The organism is Propionicimonas paludicola, from assembly GCF_002563675.1.
GTDB lineage: Bacteria > Actinomycetota > Actinomycetes > Propionibacteriales > Propionibacteriaceae > Propionicimonas > Propionicimonas paludicola.
The window spans coordinates 2,875,044-2,898,819 of the sequence record NZ_PDJC01000001.1 but is presented as its reverse complement, the minus strand read 5'-3'; the positions used below and the strand labels follow the sequence as shown (position 1 = coordinate 2,898,819).

Annotated in this window: 23 protein-coding genes and 1 tRNA gene; 16 read left to right on the top strand and 8 right to left on the bottom strand. The window is 69.3% G+C overall.

The features are described from left to right. Positions 1–40 precede the first annotated feature (40 nt). Together ATK74_RS13385 and ATK74_RS15705 are read left to right on the top strand one after the other, a co-directional pair. Complete coding sequence (locus ATK74_RS13385; protein ID WP_098461507.1) at positions 41–1,132, top strand: LCP family glycopolymer transferase; 1,092 nt, start codon at positions 41–43, stop codon at positions 1,130–1,132. A 14-nt stretch (positions 1,133–1,146) separates the two neighbouring features. After that, positions 1,147–1,272 (top strand): hypothetical protein, encoded by a 126-nt coding sequence (locus ATK74_RS15705; protein ID WP_281255381.1) that lies wholly within the window; start codon positions 1,147–1,149, stop codon positions 1,270–1,272. 5 nt (positions 1,273–1,277) lie between these two features. On the opposite strand, the gene ATK74_RS13380 is transcribed toward ATK74_RS15705, so the two are convergent. Next, positions 1,278–1,685, bottom strand: coding sequence for a hypothetical protein (locus ATK74_RS13380; RefSeq protein ID WP_098461506.1), 408 nt, complete (start codon positions 1,683–1,685; stop codon positions 1,278–1,280). 108 nt (positions 1,686–1,793) lie between these two features. Here ATK74_RS13380 and ATK74_RS13375 point away from each other — a divergent pair, with 108 nt between their 5' ends. After that, positions 1,794–2,738, top strand: a complete 945-nt coding sequence (locus ATK74_RS13375; RefSeq protein ID WP_098461505.1) for an NADP-dependent oxidoreductase — start codon at positions 1,794–1,796, stop codon at positions 2,736–2,738. 63 nt (positions 2,739–2,801) lie between these two features. Beyond that, a complete protein-coding gene (locus ATK74_RS13370; RefSeq protein WP_098461504.1) occupies positions 2,802–3,287 on the top strand; it encodes a hypothetical protein in 486 nt (161 codons plus the stop codon). Positions 3,288–3,379: 92 nt separating this feature from the next. Here ATK74_RS13370 and ATK74_RS13365 read toward each other — a convergent pair. Continuing rightward, positions 3,380–3,452: transfer RNA gene (locus tag ATK74_RS13365), tRNA-Ala, on the bottom strand. A 431-nt stretch (positions 3,453–3,883) separates the two neighbouring features. On the opposite strand from ATK74_RS13365, the gene ATK74_RS13360 reads away from it, so the two are divergent. From ATK74_RS13360 to ATK74_RS13345, 4 genes are read left to right on the top strand one after another with little or no spacing between them, the layout of a single operon-like run. Next, positions 3,884–4,303 carry a DUF5318 family protein gene (locus ATK74_RS13360; protein WP_098461503.1) on the top strand — a complete coding sequence of 140 codons (420 nt, stop codon included), beginning with the start codon at positions 3,884–3,886 and terminating at the stop codon, positions 4,301–4,303. After that, positions 4,296–6,494 (top strand): transglycosylase domain-containing protein, encoded by a 2,199-nt coding sequence (locus ATK74_RS13355; protein WP_098461502.1) that lies wholly within the window; start codon positions 4,296–4,298, stop codon positions 6,492–6,494. The genes ATK74_RS13360 and ATK74_RS13355 overlap by 8 nt, the downstream gene beginning before the upstream one ends. 18 nt (positions 6,495–6,512) lie before the next feature. Next, the gene (locus ATK74_RS13350; protein ID WP_098461501.1) at positions 6,513–7,859 is read left to right on the top strand and encodes a glycosyltransferase family 87 protein; all 1,347 of its coding nucleotides are present in this window, start codon (positions 6,513–6,515) and stop codon (positions 7,857–7,859) included. Beyond that, on the top strand, positions 7,820–8,920 hold the full coding sequence (locus ATK74_RS13345) for a glycosyltransferase family protein (protein WP_098461500.1): 1,101 nt from the start codon (positions 7,820–7,822) through the stop codon (positions 8,918–8,920). Before ATK74_RS13350 ends, ATK74_RS13345 begins: the two co-directional genes overlap by 40 nt. Before the next feature lie 96 nt (positions 8,921–9,016). On the opposite strand, the gene ATK74_RS13340 is transcribed toward ATK74_RS13345, so the two are convergent. The 4 genes from ATK74_RS13340 to ATK74_RS13325 are packed head-to-tail and all read right to left on the bottom strand — an operon-like array spanning position 9,017 to position 12,433. Then, entirely contained in the window at positions 9,017–9,898 is an 882-nt protein-coding gene (locus ATK74_RS13340) for an aminodeoxychorismate lyase (protein WP_098461499.1), read from the bottom strand. 2 nt (positions 9,899–9,900) lie between these two features. Further along, positions 9,901–11,019, bottom strand: coding sequence for an o-succinylbenzoate synthase (gene menC / locus ATK74_RS13335; protein WP_098461498.1), 1,119 nt, complete (start codon positions 11,017–11,019; stop codon positions 9,901–9,903). Continuing rightward, the gene (locus ATK74_RS13330) at positions 11,016–11,705 is read right to left on the bottom strand and encodes a MurR/RpiR family transcriptional regulator (protein ID WP_098461497.1); all 690 of its coding nucleotides are present in this window, start codon (positions 11,703–11,705) and stop codon (positions 11,016–11,018) included. Before ATK74_RS13330 ends, menC begins: the two co-directional genes overlap by 4 nt. After that, positions 11,702–12,433 carry a hypothetical protein gene (locus tag ATK74_RS13325; protein ID WP_098461496.1) on the bottom strand — a complete coding sequence of 244 codons (732 nt, stop codon included), beginning with the start codon at positions 12,431–12,433 and terminating at the stop codon, positions 11,702–11,704. Before ATK74_RS13325 ends, ATK74_RS13330 begins: the two co-directional genes overlap by 4 nt. Positions 12,434–12,537: 104 nt before the next feature. Between ATK74_RS13325 and ATK74_RS13320 the strand changes: the two genes are divergently transcribed. The 6 genes from ATK74_RS13320 to alr all read left to right on the top strand — a co-directional run bounded on the left by ATK74_RS13320 (position 12,538) and on the right by alr (position 19,840). Continuing rightward, positions 12,538–13,689: a M20/M25/M40 family metallo-hydrolase gene (locus tag ATK74_RS13320; RefSeq protein WP_098461495.1), complete on the top strand. Its 1,152-nt coding sequence runs from the start codon at positions 12,538–12,540 to the stop codon at positions 13,687–13,689. A 470-nt stretch (positions 13,690–14,159) separates the two neighbouring features. Next, a complete protein-coding gene (locus ATK74_RS13315; RefSeq protein ID WP_245840940.1) occupies positions 14,160–15,287 on the top strand; it encodes a thiamine pyrophosphate-dependent enzyme in 1,128 nt (375 codons plus the stop codon). Beyond that, positions 15,284–16,264 (top strand): alpha-ketoacid dehydrogenase subunit beta, encoded by a 981-nt coding sequence (locus ATK74_RS13310; protein ID WP_098461493.1) that lies wholly within the window; start codon positions 15,284–15,286, stop codon positions 16,262–16,264. The genes ATK74_RS13315 and ATK74_RS13310 overlap by 4 nt, the downstream gene beginning before the upstream one ends. 11 nt (positions 16,265–16,275) lie before the next feature. Beyond that, positions 16,276–17,628, top strand: coding sequence for a dihydrolipoamide acetyltransferase family protein (locus tag ATK74_RS13305; protein WP_098461492.1), 1,353 nt, complete (start codon positions 16,276–16,278; stop codon positions 17,626–17,628). A gap of 239 nt (positions 17,629–17,867) precedes the next feature. Continuing rightward, on the top strand, positions 17,868–18,719 hold the full coding sequence (locus ATK74_RS13300) for a sulfurtransferase (RefSeq protein WP_098461491.1): 852 nt from the start codon (positions 17,868–17,870) through the stop codon (positions 18,717–18,719). After that, entirely contained in the window at positions 18,716–19,840 is a 1,125-nt protein-coding gene (gene alr / locus ATK74_RS13295; RefSeq protein ID WP_098461490.1) for an alanine racemase, read from the top strand. Before ATK74_RS13300 ends, alr begins: the two co-directional genes overlap by 4 nt. A 33-nt stretch (positions 19,841–19,873) precedes the next feature. On the opposite strand, the gene ATK74_RS13290 is transcribed toward alr, so the two are convergent. Together ATK74_RS13290 and ATK74_RS13285 are read right to left on the bottom strand one after the other, a co-directional pair. After that, entirely contained in the window at positions 19,874–20,893 is a 1,020-nt protein-coding gene (locus ATK74_RS13290) for an LLM class flavin-dependent oxidoreductase (protein ID WP_098461489.1), read from the bottom strand. Positions 20,894–21,076: 183 nt separating this feature from the next. Continuing rightward, positions 21,077–21,760 (bottom strand): EcsC family protein, encoded by a 684-nt coding sequence (locus tag ATK74_RS13285; protein WP_098461488.1) that lies wholly within the window; start codon positions 21,758–21,760, stop codon positions 21,077–21,079. A gap of 410 nt (positions 21,761–22,170) precedes the next feature. On the opposite strand from ATK74_RS13285, the gene aat reads away from it, so the two are divergent. Together aat and ATK74_RS13275 are read left to right on the top strand one after the other, a co-directional pair. Further along, complete coding sequence (gene aat / locus ATK74_RS13280; protein ID WP_098461487.1) at positions 22,171–22,863, top strand: leucyl/phenylalanyl-tRNA--protein transferase; 693 nt, start codon at positions 22,171–22,173, stop codon at positions 22,861–22,863. Then, a complete protein-coding gene (locus tag ATK74_RS13275; protein WP_098461486.1) occupies positions 22,856–23,719 on the top strand; it encodes an Fpg/Nei family DNA glycosylase in 864 nt (287 codons plus the stop codon). The genes aat and ATK74_RS13275 overlap by 8 nt, the downstream gene beginning before the upstream one ends. Positions 23,720–23,776 lie beyond the last annotated feature (57 nt).

The window sequence follows — 23,776 nt, the reverse complement described above, 5'->3', positions numbered from 1 at the left end:
CGGTGACCCTAGGGTTGATGGTGATTACCGAAGGGGTGGCATGCAACCGATCGTCGAGCCCAGGGCCCGCAGTGGCTTTGGCCATCGGCTTGCCCTGACCGCGATCATCGGAGCGTCGGTGCTGTCGGTCGCGGTGGTGGTGCTGCTGTCGATCTATGTGGACCGGATCAGCGACATGGCCACCGGCCTGCGTCGAGTGGACGGGCTGGCCGACTACGACGGCCGTCCGACGCCGGTCCAGGTGGCCGAGAACCCCGCGGTGAACTTTCTGATCTTCGTGGACTCCGGGGATCAGCTCCAGGCTGCGGTGATCGCCAACCTCTCCGGCTCTCGGCGTGATCTGACCTTGGTCGCGCTTCCGGCCGATCTCGTGGCCGGGCCGTCCGGTCAGACGCTGGCCAATGCCTATGCGTCCGGCCCGCTGCCAGCGACCCAGCTGGTCGAGCAGCTGACCGGTGCCCGGATGGATCATCAGGCGCAGCTCGAACTCGACGGCTTTGGTGCAGTGGTGGACGGTCTGGACGGCCTGGCGATCGCCGACCGGCGGCTGACCGGAGCCACCGCGGCCAGCTACCTCACCGAGGCGAGTTCCTCGCCGCAGCGATCGCAGCGGGCGGCGGAGCTGATCCGGCAGACGATGATCCAGGCCGAGGCGGACGGCGGAGTGCTCAACCTGCCGCGCTTCGACCGCGTGATCAGTGCCTTGGGTGGCTGCCTGACCATCGACTCCGGGCTCAGCAATGACGCGATCGAGGGAATCCTGGTCGAGTCCCGGGTGCATCTGGACGACGTGGGGCTGTGGCCTGTGCTCGGCTCGCGGACGGCTGAGGGCACCGTGGCCGATCCACAGGGCTTGGCCGCACTGCGGGCCGGCCTTGCCAGCGACGCCCTGGCCACGGCGCGGCAGCTGGGCGTCGGCGGGCTGACCCGGTCCGGAACGGCGGTGCGCACGCAGGCGACCGACAAGAGTGTGTCGCTCCCGGCCAGTTCGCCCACCGCCACCCTGGTCACCAGCGACGCGACCGAGGCTCCGATGCCGGCCGTCACGACCGGGCCGACGGACGAATCGCTCAGCCCGTCCGATGGTGGCGAGGACGCCCCGTCGCCGTCGGTCACTCAGACGTCCCGCTGACCTAGGCTGGAGCCATGGCCAAGTACTTCAGATTCACCGTCTTGGTGGCGCTGGCCGGCTACGCCGCCTACCGCTACTGGCAGGACCGGCAGTTGCCGGCTCGTCAGCGCTGGGCCGACGGCACCGACCCCGTCGAGTAGGCCGGTCAGTCCAGGTAGTTGTCGTCCGGATCAGCGACGGTCAGGATCTGGTCGAAGGCTTCGGCGACGGCGGCCGCGTGGTCACTCGGATCGTCCAGCGTGTTCAGTCGATTGCGTAGCGCCGCGTCCGTCGATGCCGTCCAAGCCAGCAGATCGACGGTCTCGAACTCGATCCGCAGCGGGTCGAGCCGCTGGTCGAAGTCGAGCACCAACCTCAGCTGCGGCGGCGGCCAGGACTCGCCGTAGGAGAACTCGACCCCGAGTTGCGGGTGCTGCCGGGCAAAGCCCTCCGGGTCGGTGGTGAACGTCAGTTCGGTGAGCCCGCCCGGGAGTTCGTCTGTGCGGCCGTACTCCAGGCCGTAGGGCGCCAGGTTGTCGCTCAAGCTGGCCAGATAGCCGTCCGGTAGTCCCATGCTCCAACGCTAGCGCGCCGGATCGGGGTGAGGCGGGGCCCCAAGGTGTGGTGGATCCCGGCTGCGGGGACTCCCAGCGGCTGGTCCGGAGTGGATACGATCGTCGACATGCCGCATGCGATCAACCGGGCACTGCGCTTCGCGGAGTTCGGCGGGCTTGAGCAGCTCAGCCTGGTCACGTCCGAGCGCCCCGAGCCCGGGCCGGGGCAAATTCGAGTACGGGTCGCGGTGGCCGGGCTGAACCCGGTGGACTGGCAGATCCTCGCCTCCCCGGCGCTGGCCGCCCACTTCGGGGTGCAACCGCCGACCGGCTACGGCAACGACTTCGCCGGCGTGGTGGACGCCGTGGGTGCGGAGGTCACCCGGTGGCGGGTCGGCGATCGGGTCTTCGGGGGAGCCCGGGCCCGGGCGGCCGCCGACTACTTCCTGGCCGCCGCCGACGACCCCAGGGTTCTGGCCACGCCGTCCGGGGTGACCGACCTGGTGGCCGGGGTGATCGACATCGTCGGACGGACGGCCAGCGCCGTCGCCGACCGGCTGCGGCTGGGCCCGGACGACACGGTGCTGATCGGCTCAGCGGCGGGTGGGGTGGGCACCGTGCTCACCCAGTTGGCCGTGGCCACCGGAGCCCGGGTGCTGGGCAGCGGCTCTCCCGACAGTGCCGAGGTGATCCGGTCACTGGGGGCCGAGCCGGTGCGCTACGGCGCCGAGCTGGTTTCCGAGGTGCGCCGGGCGGCCCCGTCCGGGATCACGGCGGCCGCCGATCTGTACGGCGTGACGGCGGCGACTGCCGCGTTGGAGTTGGGCGCTACCCCCGGACGTGTGGTCACCATCGAAGCCGACGACCCGCCGGTGGGTGCAGTGGCGATCAACGGCCGCGACGCGCGTCCCGAGGCTCTGCCGGAGTTGCTGGGCCTGGTGGCGTCCGGACGATTGCGGATTCCAGTCGAGCAGACCTTCCCATTGGCCGACTACCGGGTGGCCATCGAGCGGCAGCAGCAGCGTCACACGCGCGGGAAGCTGGCCCTGGTCATGGCTGAGCCCGGTCGGTGAGGACCGGTTGGCTCTTTTCCTTCCGACGCTTCGGCTGCGCCGGTTCGGTTGTAGCTTCTGATCATGAGGACGCTGCTGGTGCTCGGCGTCGCCGGTCTGGCTCTTGCGCTTACCGGCTGCTCCTTCTTGCCCTGGGAGTCGGACGCCACTGCTCCCGAGCCGAGCTCGTCCGCGCGGGTCAGCTCAGCCGTGGAGACTCCCTCTGGAGCCGGCGGACTCCGGCCGGCGACCAGCCAGGAACGCGTGGCACTGTCATCTCTGGGAATGCTCGAGCTGAAGACGAGCGCCTACGCTTTCGACCTTCCCGAGGGACGTTCGCTGGTGGGAGCCGTCCTCACCTATGAGGGCTCGCCCAACCGCCAACACCCAGGCCTGCTGGTCACCTACGGATCCAAGTTCGCCCTTGTCAGCTGCGACTGGGACGGGAGCAATGCGCTCGGCGTGGACGTCGGTGCTGCCGGCCAAGCCGGTATCGATGCGTTGCGCCCAGTTCTCGGCGACGCGATGTGTGAGCCGTGGATTGTCCCGTCGGAGAGCGGGAATGGCTGACAGGTTGCCTCGAGCCGGCGAGGTCGCGGTCGGTGGTGAGGGGACCTGGCTCGTGCCCGGGCGTCCATCGCGCCCGGTGGCCAGGGACGGGGTGGAGCATAGGGGACTCGAACCCCTGACCCCCTGCTTGCAAAGCAGGTGCTCTACCAACTGAGCTAATGCCCCGTGCGGCGCCCATTGTGGCATCTGCGGCCGGGTGGACACCAACACGCCCGACTGCAGGCCCCGAACTCGGCCGCCACGGGTGGAGTCGTCCCCGGCCGAAGCCCGGCGGAGTCGTCCCCGGATCGCGCCCACCCCCGTCCCCCACTCCGCGTTCGCTACCGAATGGAACTCCCGCTACCGGAATTTCGGCAGCAAGGGTTGCGTTCGGTAGCGGGAACGGAGAGGAAGGGCGGCCGGGAAGGTGAGTGAGGGCCCGCGGGAAGGTGAGTGAGGGCCCGCGGGAGGGCGTGCGAGGGGCCCGCGGGAGGGTGTGTGAGGGGCCCGCGGGAGGGTGCGTGAGAGGCCGCGGGAGAGTACGTGGAGAGCCGCGCGACGTCCAGGCGGACGGGGCGAAATCGACCCCTTTCTGGCCGCCAACTACCCTTGAAGCCATGTGGTCACGGCGAGAGGTGGTGGACTACGCGCTCCAGCGACGCAATCGACTGGCGGCCGCGCGGCGTCCACAACGCTCTTTGGACAGCTCAGAGCTGTGTGATGCCGACCCGCTTCTGCTGCGGGCCGCGCGTCATCACGGCGAAGCTGTCGACCTCGCCTGCCCGATCTGCGCCGCACCCCACCTGGTCAACCTGAACTATGTGTTCGGTGACCAACTCGGCCAGTACTCCGGACGCATCAAGTCCAGCGCTGAGCTGGACGAGATGGAGAACCAGTTCGGCGAGTTCAAGGTCCGAGTGGTCGAGGTCTGCACCGAGTGCGGCTGGAACCAAATGATCAGCTCGTACTTACTCGGGGACGGGGTTACCCGACGTCCGCCACGCCGCCAGCCCACCGTTGAGGACATCTATGGCTAATCCCAAACGCGCCAACTCCGCCACCCGCGCCGCCACTGGCAGCGGGCCGAGCCGGGGGAAGGGTAAGCGCAAGCGCAATCCGTGGCTGCGCGCCCTGATGTGGACGATGATCAGCCTGCTCGGCCTGGGCCTGATCGGGGTGGGTGGCATCGCCTACGCCTACGTCACCATCCAGGTGCCGGACGAGAACGCCGAGTTCCTGACCAACACCACCTCGGTCTACTACGCCGACGGCAAGCAGAAGATCGGCTCCTTCCAGGTGCAGAACCGTCAGTCGATCGCCTACGACCAGATGCCGCAGTACGTGAAGGACGCCATCGTCGCCGGCGAGAACAAGGACTTCTGGACCGACCCCGGCATCTCGCCCACCGGCCTGCTCCGGGCCAGCCTCGGTCTGATCGGTATCGCTCCGCCCGACGCCACGGCCACCGGCGGCGGATCGACGATCACCCAGCAGTACATCAAGGTGATGTACCTGACCCAGGAGAAGACCTTCACCCGCAAGGCGAAGGAGATCCTGCTGGCCGCCAAGATCGGCAACGAGTTGAGCAAGGAAGACATCCTCGGCCGCTACCTCAACACCGTCTACTTCGGACGCGGCGCCTATGGCATCCAGGCTGCGGCCCAGGCCTACTTCAAGAAGAACGCCAGCAAGCTCGACCTGGGTGAGTCGGTGGCGTTGGCCGCCATCGTGAACCTGCCCGGACGGCTCGACCCGGCCACCGGAGACAACGCGGCCGCCGACCTGCTCGAGCGCTACCAGTACATCCTGAACAACATGCTCACCATGGGAAAGATCTCCCAGTCCCAGCACGACGCGATCTACTACACGCTGCCGAAGTTCCCCGAGATCCAGGCCGGCTCCCAGTTCGGCGGCACCAAGGGCTATCTGCTCAAGATGGTCGAGAAGGAGATGCTGGCCAAGGGCTTCACCGATGACCAGATCACCGGCGGTGGCCTGAAGATCGTCACCACCTTCGACGCCAAGGCTCAGGACGCCATGACGGCCTCGGTCGAGAAGGGGATCAAGTGGGTGGCTGCGGGTACCGGCGTGAAGGCCAGCTCGCTGCACCCAGGGATGGCCTCGATCGACAACGCCACGGGCGGGGTCCTGGCCATCTATGGCGGGGCTGACTACGTCAAGAACAACCGGAACTGGGCCACCACCACCACCCGCACCGGGTCCACCTTCAAGCCGTACACGCTGGTGGCCGCGCTTCGGGACGGCTGGACGCTCTCCGACACGGTCAGCGGTAACACGCTGCGGCTGCCCGGCAGCACCAAGCCGATCACCAACGCCGGCGGCGCGAACTACGGACGGGTCAACCTGCTCACCGCCACCACCAAGTCGATCAACACCGCCTTCGTCGACCTGGCCACCAAGCTCACCAGCGGCTACGAGTCGATCCTGCAGGCGGCCAATGATGCCGGCGTGCCGACCGCCGAAGGCTGGGACGCGGTGCCGACGGCCACTCTGGGCGTCCCGGAGGTCAGCCCGCTGTATCAGGCCGCCGGCTACTCCACCTTCGCGAATGAAGGCGTCCGCCGGGCCCCGCACGTTGTGGCCAAGGTGATCGACCTGCAGGGCCGCACCCTGTTCGAGGCCGACACCTCCGGCACCCAGGCGATCGAGGCGGACATCGCCCGAGATGTCACCTACGCCCTCGAGCACGTCGCCCAGGACGGCACCGGATCGCGGGCGGCCGCACTCGGCTACCCGGTCGGTGGCAAGACCGGAACCGTGTACTACACGGTCAACGGCAAGCCGATCACTCCGGCCATCTGGTTCGTGGGCTTCACCAAGCAGATCACCACGGCGATCAACTTCGTCCGCGGCGACAGTGGCACCGAGAGCCTGGGCGCCAAGATCTACGGTTCGAAGTGGCCGGCCATGACCTGGCTGGACTACATGCAGAAGGCCATGGACGGCAAGCCGAAGGTCGACTTCGCCGATCCGTCCGGACGCGTGTCGACCCAGAAGCCGACGCCGGCGAACACGTCCACCTCGGCGAACACCCCGACTGCGCCGCCGACCACGCCGACCCCGACCGTGCCGACGCCGCCGACCACGCCGACGGCTCCGACCACCCCGCCGCCGACCACCCCGACGCCTCCGAAGCCGCCGACCACGCCGACCCCGACAGCAGGCGGAGCCGGCGGAAAGACGGACCCAGGCGCATCCGGTGGCTGAGGACCGTAGGATCGCTGGGTGAGCAATCCGGTGCCGACCATCGACCGCATGCTCGGCGGTCCATTGGGGGGCCACGCCGCGCCGGGTGGGGTCTGGCTTCGTCCGGCGCCGTGGACCTATCTGGTCCTCACTCTGAACTACTTGCTGCTGATGATCCGGCAGCTGCCCTGCATCACCGGCGCGAACAACCTGTGGCCGAGCATGTGCTACTCCGACATCAGCGTCCTGTATTACTGGCGCGGGCTGAAGGACGGCCAGATCCCCTACCTGGACAGCCAGGTCGAGTACCCGGTGCTGACCGGCTACTTCATGGAACTCGGTCGCCGGCTCGTGGTGCTGCTCGGCGGACGCAGTGAGCCCGGCCTGCCCAGTGCGGACGTGTCCACGGCGACTCTGATCTTCTTCGGCTCCACGGCCGTGCTGATCTTCGCCCTGTTCGTCCTGCTGGTGCGTACCCACCTGCGCCTGGGCCGTCCGTGGGACGCCATGATGATCGCGGTCAGCCCGGCGATCGTGACCGCCGGCCTGATCAACTGGGACGCGCTGGTGATCGCCCTGACCGCGCTGGCGCTGCTCTCCTGGGCGAAGGGCAAGCCGATCTGGACCGGCATCTGGCTCGGGTTGGGGATCGCCGCCAAGCTCTACCCGGTGCTGCTGCTCGTCCCGCTGGTGGTGCTCGGCGCCCGCACCGGGAAGTACCGCGAGGTTTCCCAGACCGTCGGGGCGACCGCGGTCGCCTGGGTGCTGGCGAACCTGCCGGTCTATCTGGCCACGCCGGCCGGCTGGTGGCAGTTCTGGAAGTTCAACGCGGAGCGTGGCGGGGATCTCGGCTCGATCTGGTACGTGCTGAAGTTGGCCGGCTGGGAGGTCGACGCCTCCTGGGCCGAGGGTGCCCTGATGGTGCTCGGCACCAGCCTGATCTGTGGCCTGCTGCTGCTCAGCGAGCGTCGCGCGCGGCTCGCCCAGGGAGCCTTCCTGATCGTCGCGCTGTTCCTGGTCCTGAACAAGGTCTACTCGCCGCAGTATGTGCTGTGGCTGCTGCCGTTGCTGGTGCTGGCTCGTCCGAAGTGGCTGGAGTGGGTGGTCTACTCGATCGCCGAGACGCTCTACTGGGTGGCGATCTGGGCGCATCTGGGTGGCGTGCTGGCGTCCGGGACGCCGCAGGACCGGCTGTACTGGGCGGCCGTACTGCTGCGGATCGGCGTCACCTTGTGGATCAGTGCCCGGGTGATCCGCGACATCGTGGCTCCCGAACATGACCCGATCCGGGCCAATGGCGCGGACGAGCCGGACGGCGGTGTCTTCGACAACGCTCCGGACGCACCCTGGGCTCAGTCCCTGCGCGGTGCGTTCGCGCGACGGTGACCTCAGGGAGCGCTCGGCTGGTCGTCCAGACCTGGCTGGGCACCCGGCTGGTGATCCTGCTGGTTGCGTTCTATCTGGCGGTGGTCGAGGGTCGGGCGCTGCCGGACATGTTCGACAACTGGGATGTGTCCCACTTCCTGGCGATCGCCGAACAGGGCTACATCGGTACCGACGTGGCCTTCTTCCCGGGCTGGCCGCTGCTGCTCCGGCTGGTCTCGCTGACCGGCCTGCCGGCCTGGCTGGGCGGCGTGCTCCTGGCCCTGGTGGCGTCCGGGCTGGCCGCGTGGGCGCTGTACCGGCTCGGCGGCCCTCCGGCCGCGATCGCCTGGCTGCTGGCCCCGACGGCCATCTTCACCGTGGTGCCCTACACCGAGTCGCTGTTCTGCGCGGCCGCCTTCTGGGCCTGGGACCGGGCGCTGGCCAAGCAGTGGTGGCCGGCAGCGGCATTGGCCGCGGTGGCCGCCTCGGTGAGGGTCTCCGGGGTCTTCCTGATTCTCGCGCTGGCTGTCCTGGCCTGGAACCAGGGCGGACGCCGCTGGCCACGACTGGCCTGGCTGCTGGTGCCGACGGCCGTCGTGGTCGGCTACGCCAGCTACCTGTGGCAGCTCACCGGCAGCTGGACGGCCTGGTACGACGCCCAGGCCACCGGCTGGGCTCGCGGGCTGACCTGGCCGTGGGTGTCCTTCCAGCACACCCTGGACGCGGCCGCGCCCGGCTCCTACGCCAACTACCCGGAGTGGTCGTGGATGTTCCGCGTCGAGCTGGTCGCCATGGTGATCGGCCTGGTGGTCACCATCTACGCGCTGGCGAAGCGGCGCTGGGCCGAAGGTGCCTGGGTGGGCGTCCAGGTGGCCGCGTTCTCAATCTCGTACTGGTTCATGAGCGTCCCGCGGGCGATGCTGCTGTGGTTCCCGTTGTGGATCGACCTGGGCCGCGGGCTGGCCGGACGCACCAAGCCCCGTCCCTGGCGCGCGGCCATGCTGGGTGCGCTGGCCGTGGTGGCCCTGGCCCTGCAGGCAGTGTGGGCCTGGCTGTTCTTCTCCGGCCGGTGGGCCGGTTAGGCCGCTGACCAGCCCATATGGAGGCCCGGGACGGGCTGAGCTCAGGACACCGAGTTGGCGGACCCGGCGTCCTGGCGGGAGGCTCGCGCCTGAGGGCTAGTTCGTCCGGGCCAGCAGGGCGGCGTTGCCGGCTTCGGTGAGGGCGTGATCGACCGGGATCGGACGTCCATCGACCTCGCAGATCGGCACCAGCATCCGTCCGGACGAGGTGAGCCAGGCGGCGTCGGCGTCCCACAGCTGCTCGGTGCGCAGCAGCACCTGGGCAGTGGCGAAGCCGGCATCGGCGAAGTACTCGAAGGCCGCGCCCTGGGTGGTGCCGGGCAGGATCCCCTGCGCCGTGGCCGGCGTCCAGATCTTGTTGCCGAACTTCAGGATCAGGCTGGCGCTGGGGCCCTCCAGCAGGTAGCCGTCCGAGCTGGTGAAGACCACGTCGTCCGCGCCGCGGCGGGCCGCCTCACGCAGGACGGCCTTGTTCACCGCGTAGGACAGCGTCTTGGCGCCGGCCAACAACCACGGAGCCCGGGCCGCGATGTCGTGCGGGTAGCCCCGATCGAGAAGGACGACCTTGACTCCCTCGGCCCGCTCGGCGGCGAAGTCGTCCGGCGCCTTGAAGGCCAGCACCCACGCCGTGGCCACGCCGGAGCCTTCGATGCCGCGGGTGACGATCACCTTCACCGAGAACTCGTCGTGCTTCTCGGCGAGCTCGACCACCTGGTAGATCGCGGCCCGGATCGCCTCCAGGTCGAGCTTCGGCAGGTCGAGCATGGCCGCGGAGACGCCCAGACGGCGCAGGTGGGCGTCCACGGCCTGCGGCTTGCCGTTGATCACACCGAGCACCTCGAAGATGCCATCACCCCTGGTCACGCCCAGATCGAGGACGGACACCTGGGGCTGGTCGGAGTCGACCACATGCAGTCGGGCGGCCAGTTCGGCTTCCGCGGACGCCTCGACCGGGCTGACGATGATGCAGGCGGACATGCTCATTCCTCTATCTGGCTGGTGGCCAAGGTGTTGGCGGCGACCCATTCGGTGTCGACGTCGAACCCGAGGCCGGGTTGGGTGGGAATCACGACGTAGCCGTCGGCGGTGGTTTCCACCACCGGGACGATGACGTCGCGGGCGTAGTACTTGGCCGAACCGGAGACGTCCGAGGGCAGCTCGAAGCCGGGCAGCGCGCACAGCGCCACGTTGGCCGCGCGGCCGATGCCGAACTCGTGCATGCCGCCGCACCAGACTCTGATGCCGGCGGCGGTGGCCCGGTCGTGGGCCGCCACCGCCGTGGTCAGGCCGCCCATCCGGGAGACCTTGATGTTCAGGATCCGTCCGGCCTGCAGCTCGATCAGGGTGGCCAGATCGTCCAGGGTCTCGACGGCCTCGTCCAGGCAGACCGCGGTGTCGAGTTGGGCTTGGAGCCGGGCGTGGTCGACAAAGTTCCTGGGCGCGAACGGCTGCTCGATCATGGTCAGCCGGTAGCGGTCGAGCTCGCGCATGATGGCGAACGAGGCGTCGTCGGCCGGGTAGGCGCCGTTGGCGTCCACGTGCAGGTCGTGGTCGCCGAAGGTGGCCCGGACGGCCTTGACCGGCTCGACGTCCCAGCCCGGGGCGATCTTCAGCTTCACTCGGCGGTAGCCGGCCTCGATCTGGGCGCCGACCTGTTCGACCAGCGCGTCGATGGTCGGCTCGATGCCCAGCGATACTCCGGTGGCCGCACGATCGCGGACGCCACCCAGCGCCGAGGCCAGCGATTGCCCGCTGACCTGGGCGAACAGCGTCCAGCAGGCCATGTCGACGCCGGCCTTGGCGAACTCGTTGCCGCGCACCTTGGCCCACAGCCGAGCCGCCTCGGACGGATGCGTCCACTCTTTGCCGACCAGCGCCGGCAGCAGGTAGCGCTGCGCGATCAAGGTGGCGGTCTCGACGGTCTCGGATCCGTAGAACGGGTGCGAGGCGGACGCGATCTCGCCCCAGCCGACCGCCCCGGACTCGTCGGTGAGCTGCACCAGGATGTGATCCAGGTGCCGCTTGGCGTGCGAGCTGGTCTGGAACTCGTGCACCAACGGCAGCCGGACGGTGTGCAGCGCGGCAGCGACGACTCTCATTCGGCGGTCTCGCTCTCGTCCAGGTACATGCCCAAGGCCGTCGAGATCCGGTCCCGATCGGCGAACCGGCGCCGGGCGCCCTTGGCGCTGGCCGTGGTCAGGGTGGCCAGGAGGTGAATCGTGGCCGCAACCGCGGTCGGGGAGTCAGCGTAGGAGGCTGAGTCGGTGCCGACCTCGACCACCTCGTGGGCGTAGCGGCCCAGCGGAGCCGAGGCGTCGTCGGTGATGGCGATCACGGTTCCACCGGCTGCGGCGAACTGCTGGGCCACCTCGACCGTGGTGCGCCGGTACCGGCGGAACGAGAAGGCGATCAGCACGTCGGATTCGCGGACGTCGCTGAGCAGGTCGAGCGTGCTCAGGCTGGAGTCGTCCACCAGGCTGACCTGAGCGACCGCCGCGGACAGGTCACTGGCCAGCAGGCTGGCGTAGGCGTGGCTCTTGCCGGCCCCGATCACGAACCGGCGGCGGGCGGCCACGGTCAGCGCGGCTGCTCGGCGCAGGCTGCCGTCGGTGCTCAGCCGCTCGAAGACCTCAGTGAGGTTCTCCAGTTCGGAGGCGATCAGTCGGGCCTGCAGGGTGGCCGAGGAGGTGGACTCCATCCGGGCCTGGTAGCGCTCGCCGGGGCTGCGCAGCGTCCGGTTCTGCTCGTGTTTGGCGTTCTGGACGTGCTGTTTCGGCTGGCTCATCGGTCGGCCTCCGCGAACAGGTAGACCGACGTCTTGTGGTCTTGGCGGTTGCACGCCACGGCGACCAGGCCGTCGGCCAGCAGGGCGCTGAAGGACTCGTCGAGGGCTTGGTTCACCTGCGGAGTCACGAGGTCGCGGTTCACCGGCACCGGGACGGCCGCGAAGGCCCCCTGCCGGTCGGCGCGGCTCCAGTCGTCCGCAGTGTAGCTGGCCCAGGGCTGCGGGCTGGGCGCGGGACGGGCCTGGTCGAGATCCCAATCGACGACCATTCGGGATTCGCCGTCGCCGTAGCAGTCGGGGACGAACCAGCGTCCGACCGCACCCAGGACTGACAGGTTGAAGTGCGCGTTGCGGGACAGCACCGGGTTGTAGGCCCAGCGCATCCGGTGCAGTCCGTCGGCCAGCGCCAGCCGCCGCTGCTCGTTCTTGATCCGGCGGCCCAGCCCGGCGCCCTGCAGGCCGTCCGCGACCACGACGGCCTGAGAGTAGAAGTAGGTTTCGCCGCCGGCGTGGCCGACGAAGCCGTAGCCGAAGGCCACGAGCGCGCCGGTGGCGTCCCAGGCGCCCACCATGGAGCCGCCGTTGGCGGCCAGCGCCTTCAGCAGCCGCGGGTTCAGGCTGGCCTCGGGCTTGGTGTAGCCGAAGACGTCGCGGTACAGCTGCGAGGCGCTGGTCAGATCTGCGGCGGCCGAAAGGGGGCCGACGTGCAGGTCGCCGTGAGTGCTCATGGTTGAACTATAGGTTTCGTATCTTTGCCGGTGTGAGCCTTCTCGCAGGGAGAGACAGTGAGAGTGGTCAGAAGATAGGGTACGTAAGACACAGGAGGTCTTTGATGGCGCAGAGCGTGGCGGATCGGATCCGCGAGCAGCTGGACGAGCAGGCGCTGGTCGCCGAGCTCACCACGCTGATCGAACTGGAGAGCCCGAGCCACGATCTGGCCAGTAGCGCGGAGATTGCCGGGCTGCTTGCGGCGGCCTGGACGACGCTGGGCGAGGCCCGGATCGAGCCGAGCTCGGCGGGCAGCCATCTGATCGTCGACGTTCCTTCCGTCGCCTCGTCAGAGACCTCCCCGGTGCTGCTGCTGGGCCACAGTGACACCGTGTGGCCGATCGGGACGCTGGTCGGCTCGGTGCCCTTCTCAGTTGCTGACGGCGTGCTGCGCGGGCCGGGTGCCTACGACATGAAGTCGGGCCTGGTGGTGATGCTGGCCGCCGTTCGGGCGCTGGCTGCCCTGGACTTGCCGCGTCCGCCGATCCGGGTGCTGATCGCCGCGGACGAGGAGGTCGGCTCTGGTTCGGCGACCGCGCTGGTACGGGAGGCGGCCGCCGGGGTGCAGGCGGTGTTCGGCTTCGAGTCGCCGCATCCGGATGGTGCTCTGAAGGTCGGCCGACTCGGTTCGACCCGAGTGAAGTTGAAGGTGGTTGGGCGCGAGTCGCACGCCGCGCTGGATCCCGACGGCGGGGTGTCGGCCATCGAAGAACTGGTCGATCAGCTGCTGGTGCTGCGCACCGAGGTGGCCCGGGTGTCGGCGGCCCGGCCCGGCGAGGTGCTGGTGAACGTCGGCGGGGTGAGTGGTGGCGGTAGGACCAATGTCGTGCCTGGTGCCGCGGAGGCGCTGATCGGCTTCCGGTTCGCCAGCGCTGCTGCCGAGGCGGACGTGATGGCCGTCCTGGACGGGCTGGCGCCGGTGCGTCCGGGGGCCGTGATCGAGCTTGAGGTGCTCAGCTCGCGTCCGGCGTGGGCGGCGTCGTCCGCCGATCAGGCGCTGCTGGCTCGGGTCGGTGAGCTAGCCGGCCTCGAGGTGCCCGGACGTCCGGCTGCCGGCGCCGCCGATACCAACACCACCGGCTCCCTGGGCATCCCCACCCTGGACGGCTTCGGCCCCCGCGGCGGCGGCGCCCATGCGGTCAGCGAGCACGTCCTGCTCGCCTCGCTCCTCGACCGGATCGTCCTCCTCGGCACCGTCCTCACCGGCCTGGCCTGAGCTGACGTCTGGGGACCACCCGGTCGCGGCTCGCCGACCGCGAGGGCCATGCCGCCGGGCAGGACTGGGTCGCGCCGCTACGCCCACACCGGGCACTGGTTAGCCAGATGAGCCGCACAGCGCGTGCCGAGTCGGCGGCGGGGCTCGAACCCGATTTCCGCCCCCATCTCGAGCGGTGGCGGGACCCGCCGCGGGTGATACCTGAGTTTGGTACCCGATCCGGCCTTCCCGCGGCCCCGGATCGGGACCGAAATCAGGTTCGAGCCAGGAATGCCCGGCGAACCCCGCAGGATCGGGGCCAAACTCGGGTTCGGGCTGGGCGAGCGCACTGATACCGCGGCCACAACGAGCCCGGAGGCGCATTGCTTCCGGCTACCAATGGGTACCTATCGGGGGCGTCCAGTCATTGACACCTATGGTTACGTAACCGTAGGTTAGGCCAGGTCGCGAGCCTCACGATGGGAGTTGCCTTGCCCGAAGCGGTAGCCGCCGAGCTAGCCACCAGAGCCGACGATCATCTGGTTCAGCTGCTCACGCCGTCCGGCGAACTGGTCGCTGACCAGGACTTTCACTACTCCGGCAGTGAGCAGGAGCTGGTCGACGACCTTCGCACCATGTTGCTCACCCGAGCCATCGACATCGAGGCCACGGCGCTGCAGCGCAAGGGTGAACTCGGCCTGTGGGTGCAGTCGCTGGGCCAAGAAGCGGCTCAGGTCGGCTCAGCCCGCGCCTTCGGACGCCACGACCTGATCGTCCCCTCCTACCGCGAACTCGGGGTCTACTTGGCCCTCGGGCTCGATCCGCTGGAGTTCCTCGGCACCTTCCGCGGCACGGCCATGGTCGACTGGCCCACCGGCCCGGCCAACCTGCACCTGCCCAGCTTCGTGATCGGCACCCAGACCCTGCACGCGGTCGGCATGGCCATGGCCCTCCAGCGCGATGGACGCGTGGGCAACCCCGAACCGGCCGACAACGGCGCCGTGGTGGTCTACTTCGGCGACGGCGCCACCAGCCAGGGCGACGTGAATGAGGCCTTCGTCTTCGCCGCGGCGGCCCAGGCGCCGGTGGTCTTCTTCTGCCAGAACAACCAGTGGGCGATCAGCGAGCCGACCACCGTCCAGACCCCGATCCCGCTCTATCGGCGGGCGGCCGGCTTCGGCTTCCCGGGCGTCCGGGTGGACGGCAACGACGTCCTGGCCGTCCGTGCGGTCACCGAGTGGGCGCTGGCCCGGGCCCGCAGCGGCGCCGGACCGGTGCTGATCGAGGCCTTCACCTACCGGATCGGCGCCCACACCACCTCCGACGACCCCACGAAGTACCGGGACGCCGCAGAGGTGGACGAGTGGAAGGCCAAAGATCCGATCGACCGGTTGCGGACGTATCTGCTAGCCAGAGGCCTGATCGACGACGCCTGGTTGGACGGCGTCGCCGCCGAGGCGTCCATCGCGGCCGAGCGGCTGCGGACCGGCTGCGTCCAGCTGGTCGAACCCGACCTGGCCGACAGCTTCGATCTGGTCTACACCGACACCCCCGAGCACCTGCAGCGGCAACGCCAGGAGTTCCAGGCCTACGAGGCGTCCTTCGAGGTGAACGCATGAGCACCCTGACCATGGCCAAGGCGCTCAACGCCGGGCTGCGCCGGGCGCTGGCCGGCGACCCCAAGGTGCTGCTGGCCGGTGAGGACATCGGACGCCTGGGCGGGGTCTTCCGGATCACCGAAGGCCTGCAGGCCGAGTTCGGCCCGACTCGCGTCGTTGATACGCCGCTGGCTGAGGCGGGCATCGTCGGCACCGCGGTCGGAATGGCCCTGCGCGGCTACAAGCCGGTGGTGGAGATCCAGTTCGACGGGTTCGTCTACCCGGCCTTCGATCAGATCGTCTCCCAGGTGTCGCGGCTGCACTTCCGCTCCCACGGACGGCTGTCGGTGCCCATGGTCGTCCGGATCCCCTACGGCGGCGGCATCGGCGCCATCGAGCATCACTCGGAGTCGCCGGAGGCCTACTTCGCGCACACGCCGGGCCTGAAGGTGGTCACCTGCGCCAACCCGTCCGACGCCTACTGGATGATCCAGCAGGCCATCGCCGACCCCGATCCGGTGATCTTCTTCGAGCCCAAGCGCCGCTACCACGACAAGGGCGAGGTCGATCTGGACGCGTCCGCGGCCCCCGACTCGCTCTACCAGGCCCGGATCGCCCGGCATGGGACGGATGCCACCCTGCTCACCTACGGACCGATGGTCCGCACCTGCCTGGACGCCGCTGCCGCCGCCGAAGCCGAGGGACGCAGCCTCGAAGTGATCGACCTGCGCAGCCTGTCGCCGATCGACGACGCCACCGTGTTCGCCTCAGTCCGCCGCACCGGACGGGCCGTCGTCGTTCACGAGGCCGTCCGGACGCTCGGAATGGGCGCCGAACTGGCCGCCCGGATCCAGGCTGAGTGCTTCTATGAACTGCAGGCCCCGGTGTTGCGGGTCACCGGTTACGACCTGCCCTACCCGCCCAGCCGCACCGAGCACAGCTACTTGCCCGACCTCGATCGCGTACTCGACGCGGTCGACCAGAGCTTGGCCCACTGAAAGGCGTAGCCATGGAGTTCCGACTGCCCGACCCGGGCGAAGGCCTGGTGGAGGCCGAGATCGTGGAGTGGAAGGTCGCGGTCGGCGATGTGGTCGCCGTGAACGACGTCCTGCTCGAGATCGAGACGGCCAAGTCGCTGGTGGAGCTGCCCTCGCCGTTCGCCGGTGTGGTGCAGGAGATTCTGGCGCCGGCCGGCCAGGTGGTGCCGGTGGGGACTCCCATCATTCGGATCGGTGCCGACGAAGAAGCTCCGGGGTCGACGACCCCGGCCGCGCCGGACGTCCTCGCGGACGCCTCGGCGAGCCCGTCCGCCGTAGCCACGGCCAAGACCGAAGATTCGGGGGCGGTCTTGGTCGGCTACGGCGCACGTGGTGCCGCGGTGAGCCGCCGGGCCCGCCGGCAGCCGGGTGCGGCCGTGCCGGACGCAGCTGCCGCCGCTGTGGCAGCCGTCCCGCAGGTGTCCGCTCCGGCTCCTGTCCCCACTGCCCCCACTGCTCCGGCTCCGACCAGCACCGAGGTGCCCCGTGCCAAGCCGCCGGTCCGCCGGGTGGCTCGCGACCTCGGTGTCGACCTGAGCACCGTGGTCGGCACCGGCCCGGACGGCACCATCACGGCAGCCGACGTGCTCACCGCAGCCGGACGTCCGCCGCAGAACCCGGCTGTGCAACGGATCCCGCTGCGCGGGGTCCGCCGGGCCATGTTCCAGTCGATGACCGCCTCACTTGCGGTTCCGCAGGCCACGGCCTTCGTCGAGGTGGACGTCACCGCCACCATGCAGCTGATCGACACTCTGCGCCGGCGCCGCGACTTCACCGGACTGAAGGTGTCGCCGCTCGTGATCTTCGCCAAGGCCGCCTGCCTGGCCATCGAGCGGGTGCCCGAGATCAACTCCCGCTACGACGCGGCCGCCGACGAGATGGTGATCCCCACCGACGTGAACCTCGGCATCGCCGCGGCAACCCCGCGCGGCCTGGTGGTGCCCAACATCAAGCGGGCCAACCAGCTGAATCTGCTCGAGCTGACCCGCGGCCTGAACGACATGGTCGCCCTGGCCCGCGAGGGCCGCGTCCAACCGTCCGACCTTGCCGGAGGGACGTTCTCGATCACCAACGTCGGCGTCTTCGGCGTGGACGGCGGCACCCCGATCATGAACAACGGCGAGGCCGCGATCATGTGTCTGGGAACGATCCTGCGCAAGCCGTGGGTGGTCGGCGAGGGCGATCAGGAGCGGATCGAACCGCGCTCGGTCTGCACGGTCTCGCTGACCTTCGACCACCGCCTGGTCGACGGCGAGATGGGCTCGAAGTTCCTGGCCGACGTCTCGACCATCATGGCCGACCCGGCGCTGGCGCTGCTCTTCTGATCGTCGAAGGTCAGTGCGCCTGTGATCCTCTCCCGGTGGCGGGGTCGATGAAAGGGTTCGAGGACGTATCCCTTGAAACCCTTTCGCTGCACCCAACTGCGCCGGCCCGGAGACCTAGCTGTGGTCAGTCTGAGAACCCTTTCCTCGATCTCGCGCTGAGTGGGGCTGCGATGGTGCACCAAGTGGACGGTAATGGAACCGTCCCCGAGGTGGCGGGAGCCGGGTTCTAGGCTGCAGGGGTGAGTTCGCGTAGTGATGTGCTGATCAGCGTCAACGACCTGCCCGATGCGGTGAACGACGGTGCCCAGGTGCTCGACGTCCGCTGGAAGCTCGGCGAGCCGCACGGCGCCGGCTATCAGCGGTTCCTTGAGGGGCACCTGCCGCCGGCCCGATTCCTCGATCTCGAGCAGGTGCTGACCGGTCCGACCGACGACCCCACGCTCGGTCGTCACCCCTTGCCGGACGCCCAACGCCTGGCCGACGGCCTCGGCGCACTGGGCATCGATCCGGCCCGCGAAATCATCGTCTACGACGAGCCGGGCAGCTTCGCAGCCGGCCGCGCCTGGTGGGTGCTGTCCTGGGCCGGGCTGACGGTGCGCGTCCTCGACGGCGGGATCACCGCCTGGCTGGCCGCGGACGCCTTCCTGCGCGAAGGCGAGGCCACGCCGGTCGCGCCCACCCAGCTGCAGCTCACCCTGGGCCACCTGCCCACCCTGACCGCAGACGAGCTGGCCGACTTCGACGGGATCGTGGTCGATGTCCGGGCCGGCGAGCGCTACCGCGGCGAGGTCGAGCCGATCGACGCCAAGGCCGGCCACGTGCCCGGCGCCATCAACCGTCCGGTCGGCAAACTGTGGGATGACAAGGGCCTTCTTCCTGAGCCGGACGCCCTGCTCGAGGCCCTCGACCTGCCGGCCGAGGTCTATGCCGGCACCCGTCCGATCGCGGTCTACTGCGGATCCGGAGTCTCGGCCGCGCAGAGCCTGCTGGCTCTGGCCAGCCTCGGCGTGAACGCCAAGCTCTACCCGCCGTCCTGGTCGGGGTGGTCGGCCGATCCGGGCCGTCCGGTCGCCACCGGAGCGGACGCATGAGCCCCCGTCCCGCGCCCAGCGTCGCCACCACCCGCGGCGACCACATCGTCGCCAATCTGAACGCCATCCGTCAGCACGTCGGCGGCCGTCAGTTGCTGGTCGCGGTCAAGGCGGACGCCTACGGCCACGGCGCCGTCGAGGTGTCCCGGCTCCTGGAGCGCACCGGTGCGGCCGAGTGGCTCGGCGTGGCCACGGTCAGCGAGGGCATCACTCTGCGCGAGGCGGGCATCACGCTGCCGATCCTCAAGCTCTCGATGGCCCGCGGGGACGAGGTGGCCGACGCGGTCGCCGCCGACCTCAGCCTGGTCGTGGTCGACGCCGAGTCGATCGCGGAAGCGTCCGCTGCCGCGTCCGCCCAGGGCAAGACGATCAGCGTCCACCTAAAGGTCGACACCGGCATGCGCCGGATCGGCTGCCCGCCCGAGCAGGCCGTCGAGCTGGCCCAGCAGGCCGTCGCAGCACCCGGGCTGAAGCTGGTAGGCATCATGTCGCACCTGCCGATCTCAGACGTCCCGGTCGGCGAGGAGTTCACTCGCGGCCAGATCGCGCTGTTCGCCACGACCGCGGCCGAGGTGGAGACGGCGGTCGGCCCGCTGATCAAGCACCTGGCCGCGTCCGGTGCCGTCCTGACCTACCCGGAGGCCTGGTTCGACCTGGTCAGGCCCGGAATCATCGCCTACGGCGACTACCCCGACCCGCTGTCGCCCCGAAGCGTCCCGTTGCTGCCGACCCTGGAATGGCGCAGCACGCTGACCTTCGTCAAGAAGATCGCGGCCGGCGAAACGGTCGGTTACAGCCGCGCCTGGACGGCCCCGCATGACACCTGGATCGGCACCGTCCCCATCGGCTATGCCGACGGCTACAACCGCCGCTTCTCCAACAACGCGCGGATGCTGGTCAACGGACGCAGCTGCGAGGTGGCCGGACGGATCTGCATGGATCAGGTGATGATTGATCTCGGCCCGGACGCCACCGATCAGGTCGGTGACGTGGTCACCATCCTCGGCCGCGACGGCGATGAGGAGATCACCACCGCCGAGCTCGCCGTCCGGATGGGGACGATCCCCTACGAGGTCACCTGCCTGATCACGCCTCGGGTGGGACGCGCCTTCGTCAGCTGAGTCGGGGCCGGCGATACCGACCCCGACGTTCGCTCAGCGCCAGCCGAGGGCCGGCGCCACGTGGGTGAGCAGTGACTCCAGGACGTGGGCGTTGTAGTCCACGCCCAGCTGGTTCGGGACGGTCAGCAGCAGCGTGTCCGCCGCGGCGATCGCCTCATCCTCAGCCAGCTCCTCGATCAGCTTGTCCGGCTCGGCCGCGTAGGAGCGTCCGAATCGGGCGCTGCCGCCGTCGAGGTAGCCGACCTGATCCTGGTCGTCGCCCTGGCCACCGAAGTAGGCGTGGTCGCGCTCGTCCACCAGCGGGAAGATGCTGCGGCTGACCGAGACTCGCGGCGTCCAGTCGTGCCCGGCGGACGCCCACGCGTCCCGGAAGCGCTGGATCTGTTCGGCCTGCAGCTGGTGGAACGGCACCCCGGTGTCCTCGGTGAGCAGGGTCGAACTCATCAGGTTCATCCCCTTCTGCGCGGTCCATTCGGCGGTGGCCCGGGTGCCGGCGCCCCACCAGATCCGCTGACGCAGCCCCGGCGAGTGCGGCTCGATGCGCAGCAGGCCCGGCGGGTTCGGGAACATCGGACGCGGGTTGGGCTGGGCGAAGCCCTCGCCCTTCAGCACCTCGAGGAAGACGTCGGTGTGGGTGCGGGCCATCTCGGCGTCCGTGCTGCCCTCGGCCGGCTCGTAGCCGAAGTACCGGTAGCCCTCGACAACCTGCTCGGGCGATCCCCGGCTGATGCCGAGCTGAAGTCGGCCGGCCGAGATCAGGTCGGCTGCGCCGGCGTCCTCGGCCATGTACAGCGGGTTCTCGTAGCGCATGTCGATCACGCCGGTGCCGATTTCGATCTTGGACGTCTTGGCGCCGATCGCGGCCAGCAGCGGGAACGGCGAACCGAGCTGCCGGGCGAAGTGGTGCACCCGGAAGTAGGCGCCGTCCGCGCCGAGCTCCTCAGCGGCGACCGCCAGGTCGATCGACTGCAGCAAGGCGTCCGAGGCCGAGCGCACCTGCGAGTGGACCGACGGCGTCCAGTGACCGAACGATATGAACCCAATGTGCTTCACGCTTCAACCAACTCTCGGTCGGCGGAGTTCATTCCCGGTACGAAATGGGGACGGTTCCTATTCGTACCACCCCGTAGTGGGGTCGAGTTTGGTACGGAATAGGAACCGTCCCCGAGGTTCGGCGGGGGTCACTGTCCCTGCGGTTCAGTGGTGTCTCCACGAATCGTGCCCTCTTCGGCGGCGCTACTCGGCGGTGCCGCGGGTCAGCTGCTGCCGGGCCACGAACTCACGCTTGCTGTAGGCGGCCAGCCCGAAGGTCAGCAGCCCGTCGACGGCCGCGCCGACGCCACCGCCGATCAGCGGGATTCGGCGGACGATCACCACGGCCAGATGCTTGCCGCCCAGGCGTCCGGCCAGTGAGCCCATGACCTTCTCCGAGACCAGGCGATCCAGCGAGGCGTCGAAGACCGGAGCCGTGGCGATGGCCAGCGGACGGGTGGGCAATGCGCCCTTGTCGACCAGCTTGCGGACCTCGTCCTCGCCGAGCAGCAGCAGGGTGATCGCGGTCCGCACGCGCGGGTCGTCCACGTCGTAGCCGCGCAGGTGGGCGATGGCGGCGATCATTCGGACGCTCAGAGTCGCCATCCCCGCGATGTTGGCCGGGAGCCCGACCGGCAGAGTGATCAGCCCGCCGACGCTGGTCACGAAGCCCTGGGCCGAGGCCACTCCGACATGCTGGACGACCAGGGAGTCGATGGCCTGCTCGCGGTCGGTCTTGGCCTCCAGCGCCTTCGCCGCGGCCGCCTTGGCGCCGGGGAAGGAGAAGCTGCCGTCGATCGCGAAATCGACGATGGTGCGCAGCAGACCGCCGGCCACCTCGGGGGTCCGAGTCACCAGTTGCTTTCCGATTTCGGTGGGGGTCGCCATCCGATGCCTTCCGCTAGCCGCTCCACCAGCGTAGGCGCGTTGTGGCGCCGTGCGCCTCGGTTCGATCCCCAGGACGACCCTGAACCCATCCCCGGAGACGAAGTCTGAAGATCGGCCGGCTGAACTCGTCGGAGCTCGGGTGGGGACGGGTTGGTCGCGCTCGCCCGGCCTTGGGGTTCCCCTGGACAGGCTCAGGACTGGCTCGCGCTCAGGGACGGATGGCTGCCCAACCGACGATGAAGCCCAGCAACAGCCCGGCCACCACGACGATGGCGAGCAGCAGGAGTACCCGTCGTCGACTCATGCGAATCAGGTTATGTCAGTGCTGCACTAGATGATGAGGGGAAATGCCGTGTGAACGTCCGCACGGTGAGCGGCTTGGCAACGGAAAGGACTGGCAGAATCGGAACATGGCACGTCTGGGCATGTTCGGACCGCCCAGTGAATGGCCTGCTCAGGACCTGATCGCCTTCTCCAGGGAGTTCGACCAGGAGTTGGTCTTGCAGGCCTATCGCTGTGGGGTCTTCCCGATGGCGCTGCACGCCACCGATTTCGGCAATATGGGCTGGTGGTCGCCCTTGCGCAGGGGGATCCTGCTGCCGGACGGGCTGAGGGTGACCCGCTCGCTGCGGAAGTCCGCGCGGCACTACACGACCACCATCGACCAGGACTTCGAGGCCGTGCTGGCCGGCTGCGCCGACCCGCGGCGTCCCTTCGGCTGGATCGACGAAGACATCCGCCGGGTCTACCTGGAACTGCACCGGAGTGGCTACGTCCATTCGGTCGAGACCTGGGACTCGTCCGGACGCCTGGTCGGCGGCCTCTACGGCATCTCGCTGGGTGGCCTGTTCGCCGGGGAGTCGATGTTCCACGACCCCGAGCTCGGCCGGGACGCGTCCAAGGTGGCCCTGCTTCGGCTGGTCCAGCTGCTGACCGACGGCCACGCCCAGGAGCGGGTGATTGACACCCAGTGGCTGACCCCGCACCTGGCCAGCCTCGGCGTGATCGAGATCGACCGCAACGACTATCTGGAGCTGATCGAGGAGGCTCTGGAGGTGCCCGAGCCGGCCTGGCCGTCCGTCCCGGAGCGTCGCCGTGCCTGAGCTGCCCGAGGTCGAGTCACTGCGGAGGTTCCTCAGTGAGTCCTGCCTCGGCAAGACCATCGCCCGGGTCGAGCCGGTCTCTTTCGCCAGTCTGAAGACCTATGCGCCGCCGCTGACCGCCCTGGCTGGGCTCGAGGTCGAGCAGGTGGCCCGGCACGGCAAGTTCCTGTGCCTGGAGGCCGGCGGCCTGTGGCTGATCTGGCATCTGGCCCGGGCCGGCTGGCTGACGTGGCGCAAGCAACTGCCGGAGACTCCGGCCCGGCCGGGCAAGGGGCCGCTGGCGCTGCGGGTGGCTTTCGCGGACGGCACCGGCTTCGACCTGACCGAGGCCGGCACTCAGAAGCGGCTGGCCGTCTACCTGGTCACCGACCCGGCGCAAGTGCCCGGGATCGCCGGGCTCGGCCCGGATCCGCTGGCCACCGAGTTCGATCAGGACGCCCTCGCGCAGATCCTCGCCACGGCTGGCCGCGCCCAGCTCAAGGGAGTGCTGCGTGACCAGAGAGTGCTGGCCGGCATCGGCAACGCCTACTCCGACGAGATCCTGCATGCCGCCAAGCTCAGCCCCTTCAAGCCGTCCAATGCGCTCAGCCCGGACGAGCTGAGCCGGCTCTACCAAGCGATCAACTCCGAGCTGACGTCGGCGATCGCCCGCAGTGAGGGCCTGGCCGCCTACGAACTCAAGGACGCGAAGCGGACGAACCTGCGGGTCCACGGACGCACCGGCCAGCCCTGCGAGGTCTGCGGGACGACCATCGCCGAGGTGTCCTTCGCCGACTCGTCGCTGCAGTACTGCCCCGGCTGCCAAACCGGTGGGAAACCGCTGGCCGACCGGCGGCTGTCTCGGCTGCTGAAATAACGGTCCGATACCAGGACACCGGCTCGGCTTCGGAGACCTGGAGACAGCCGGTAGCCT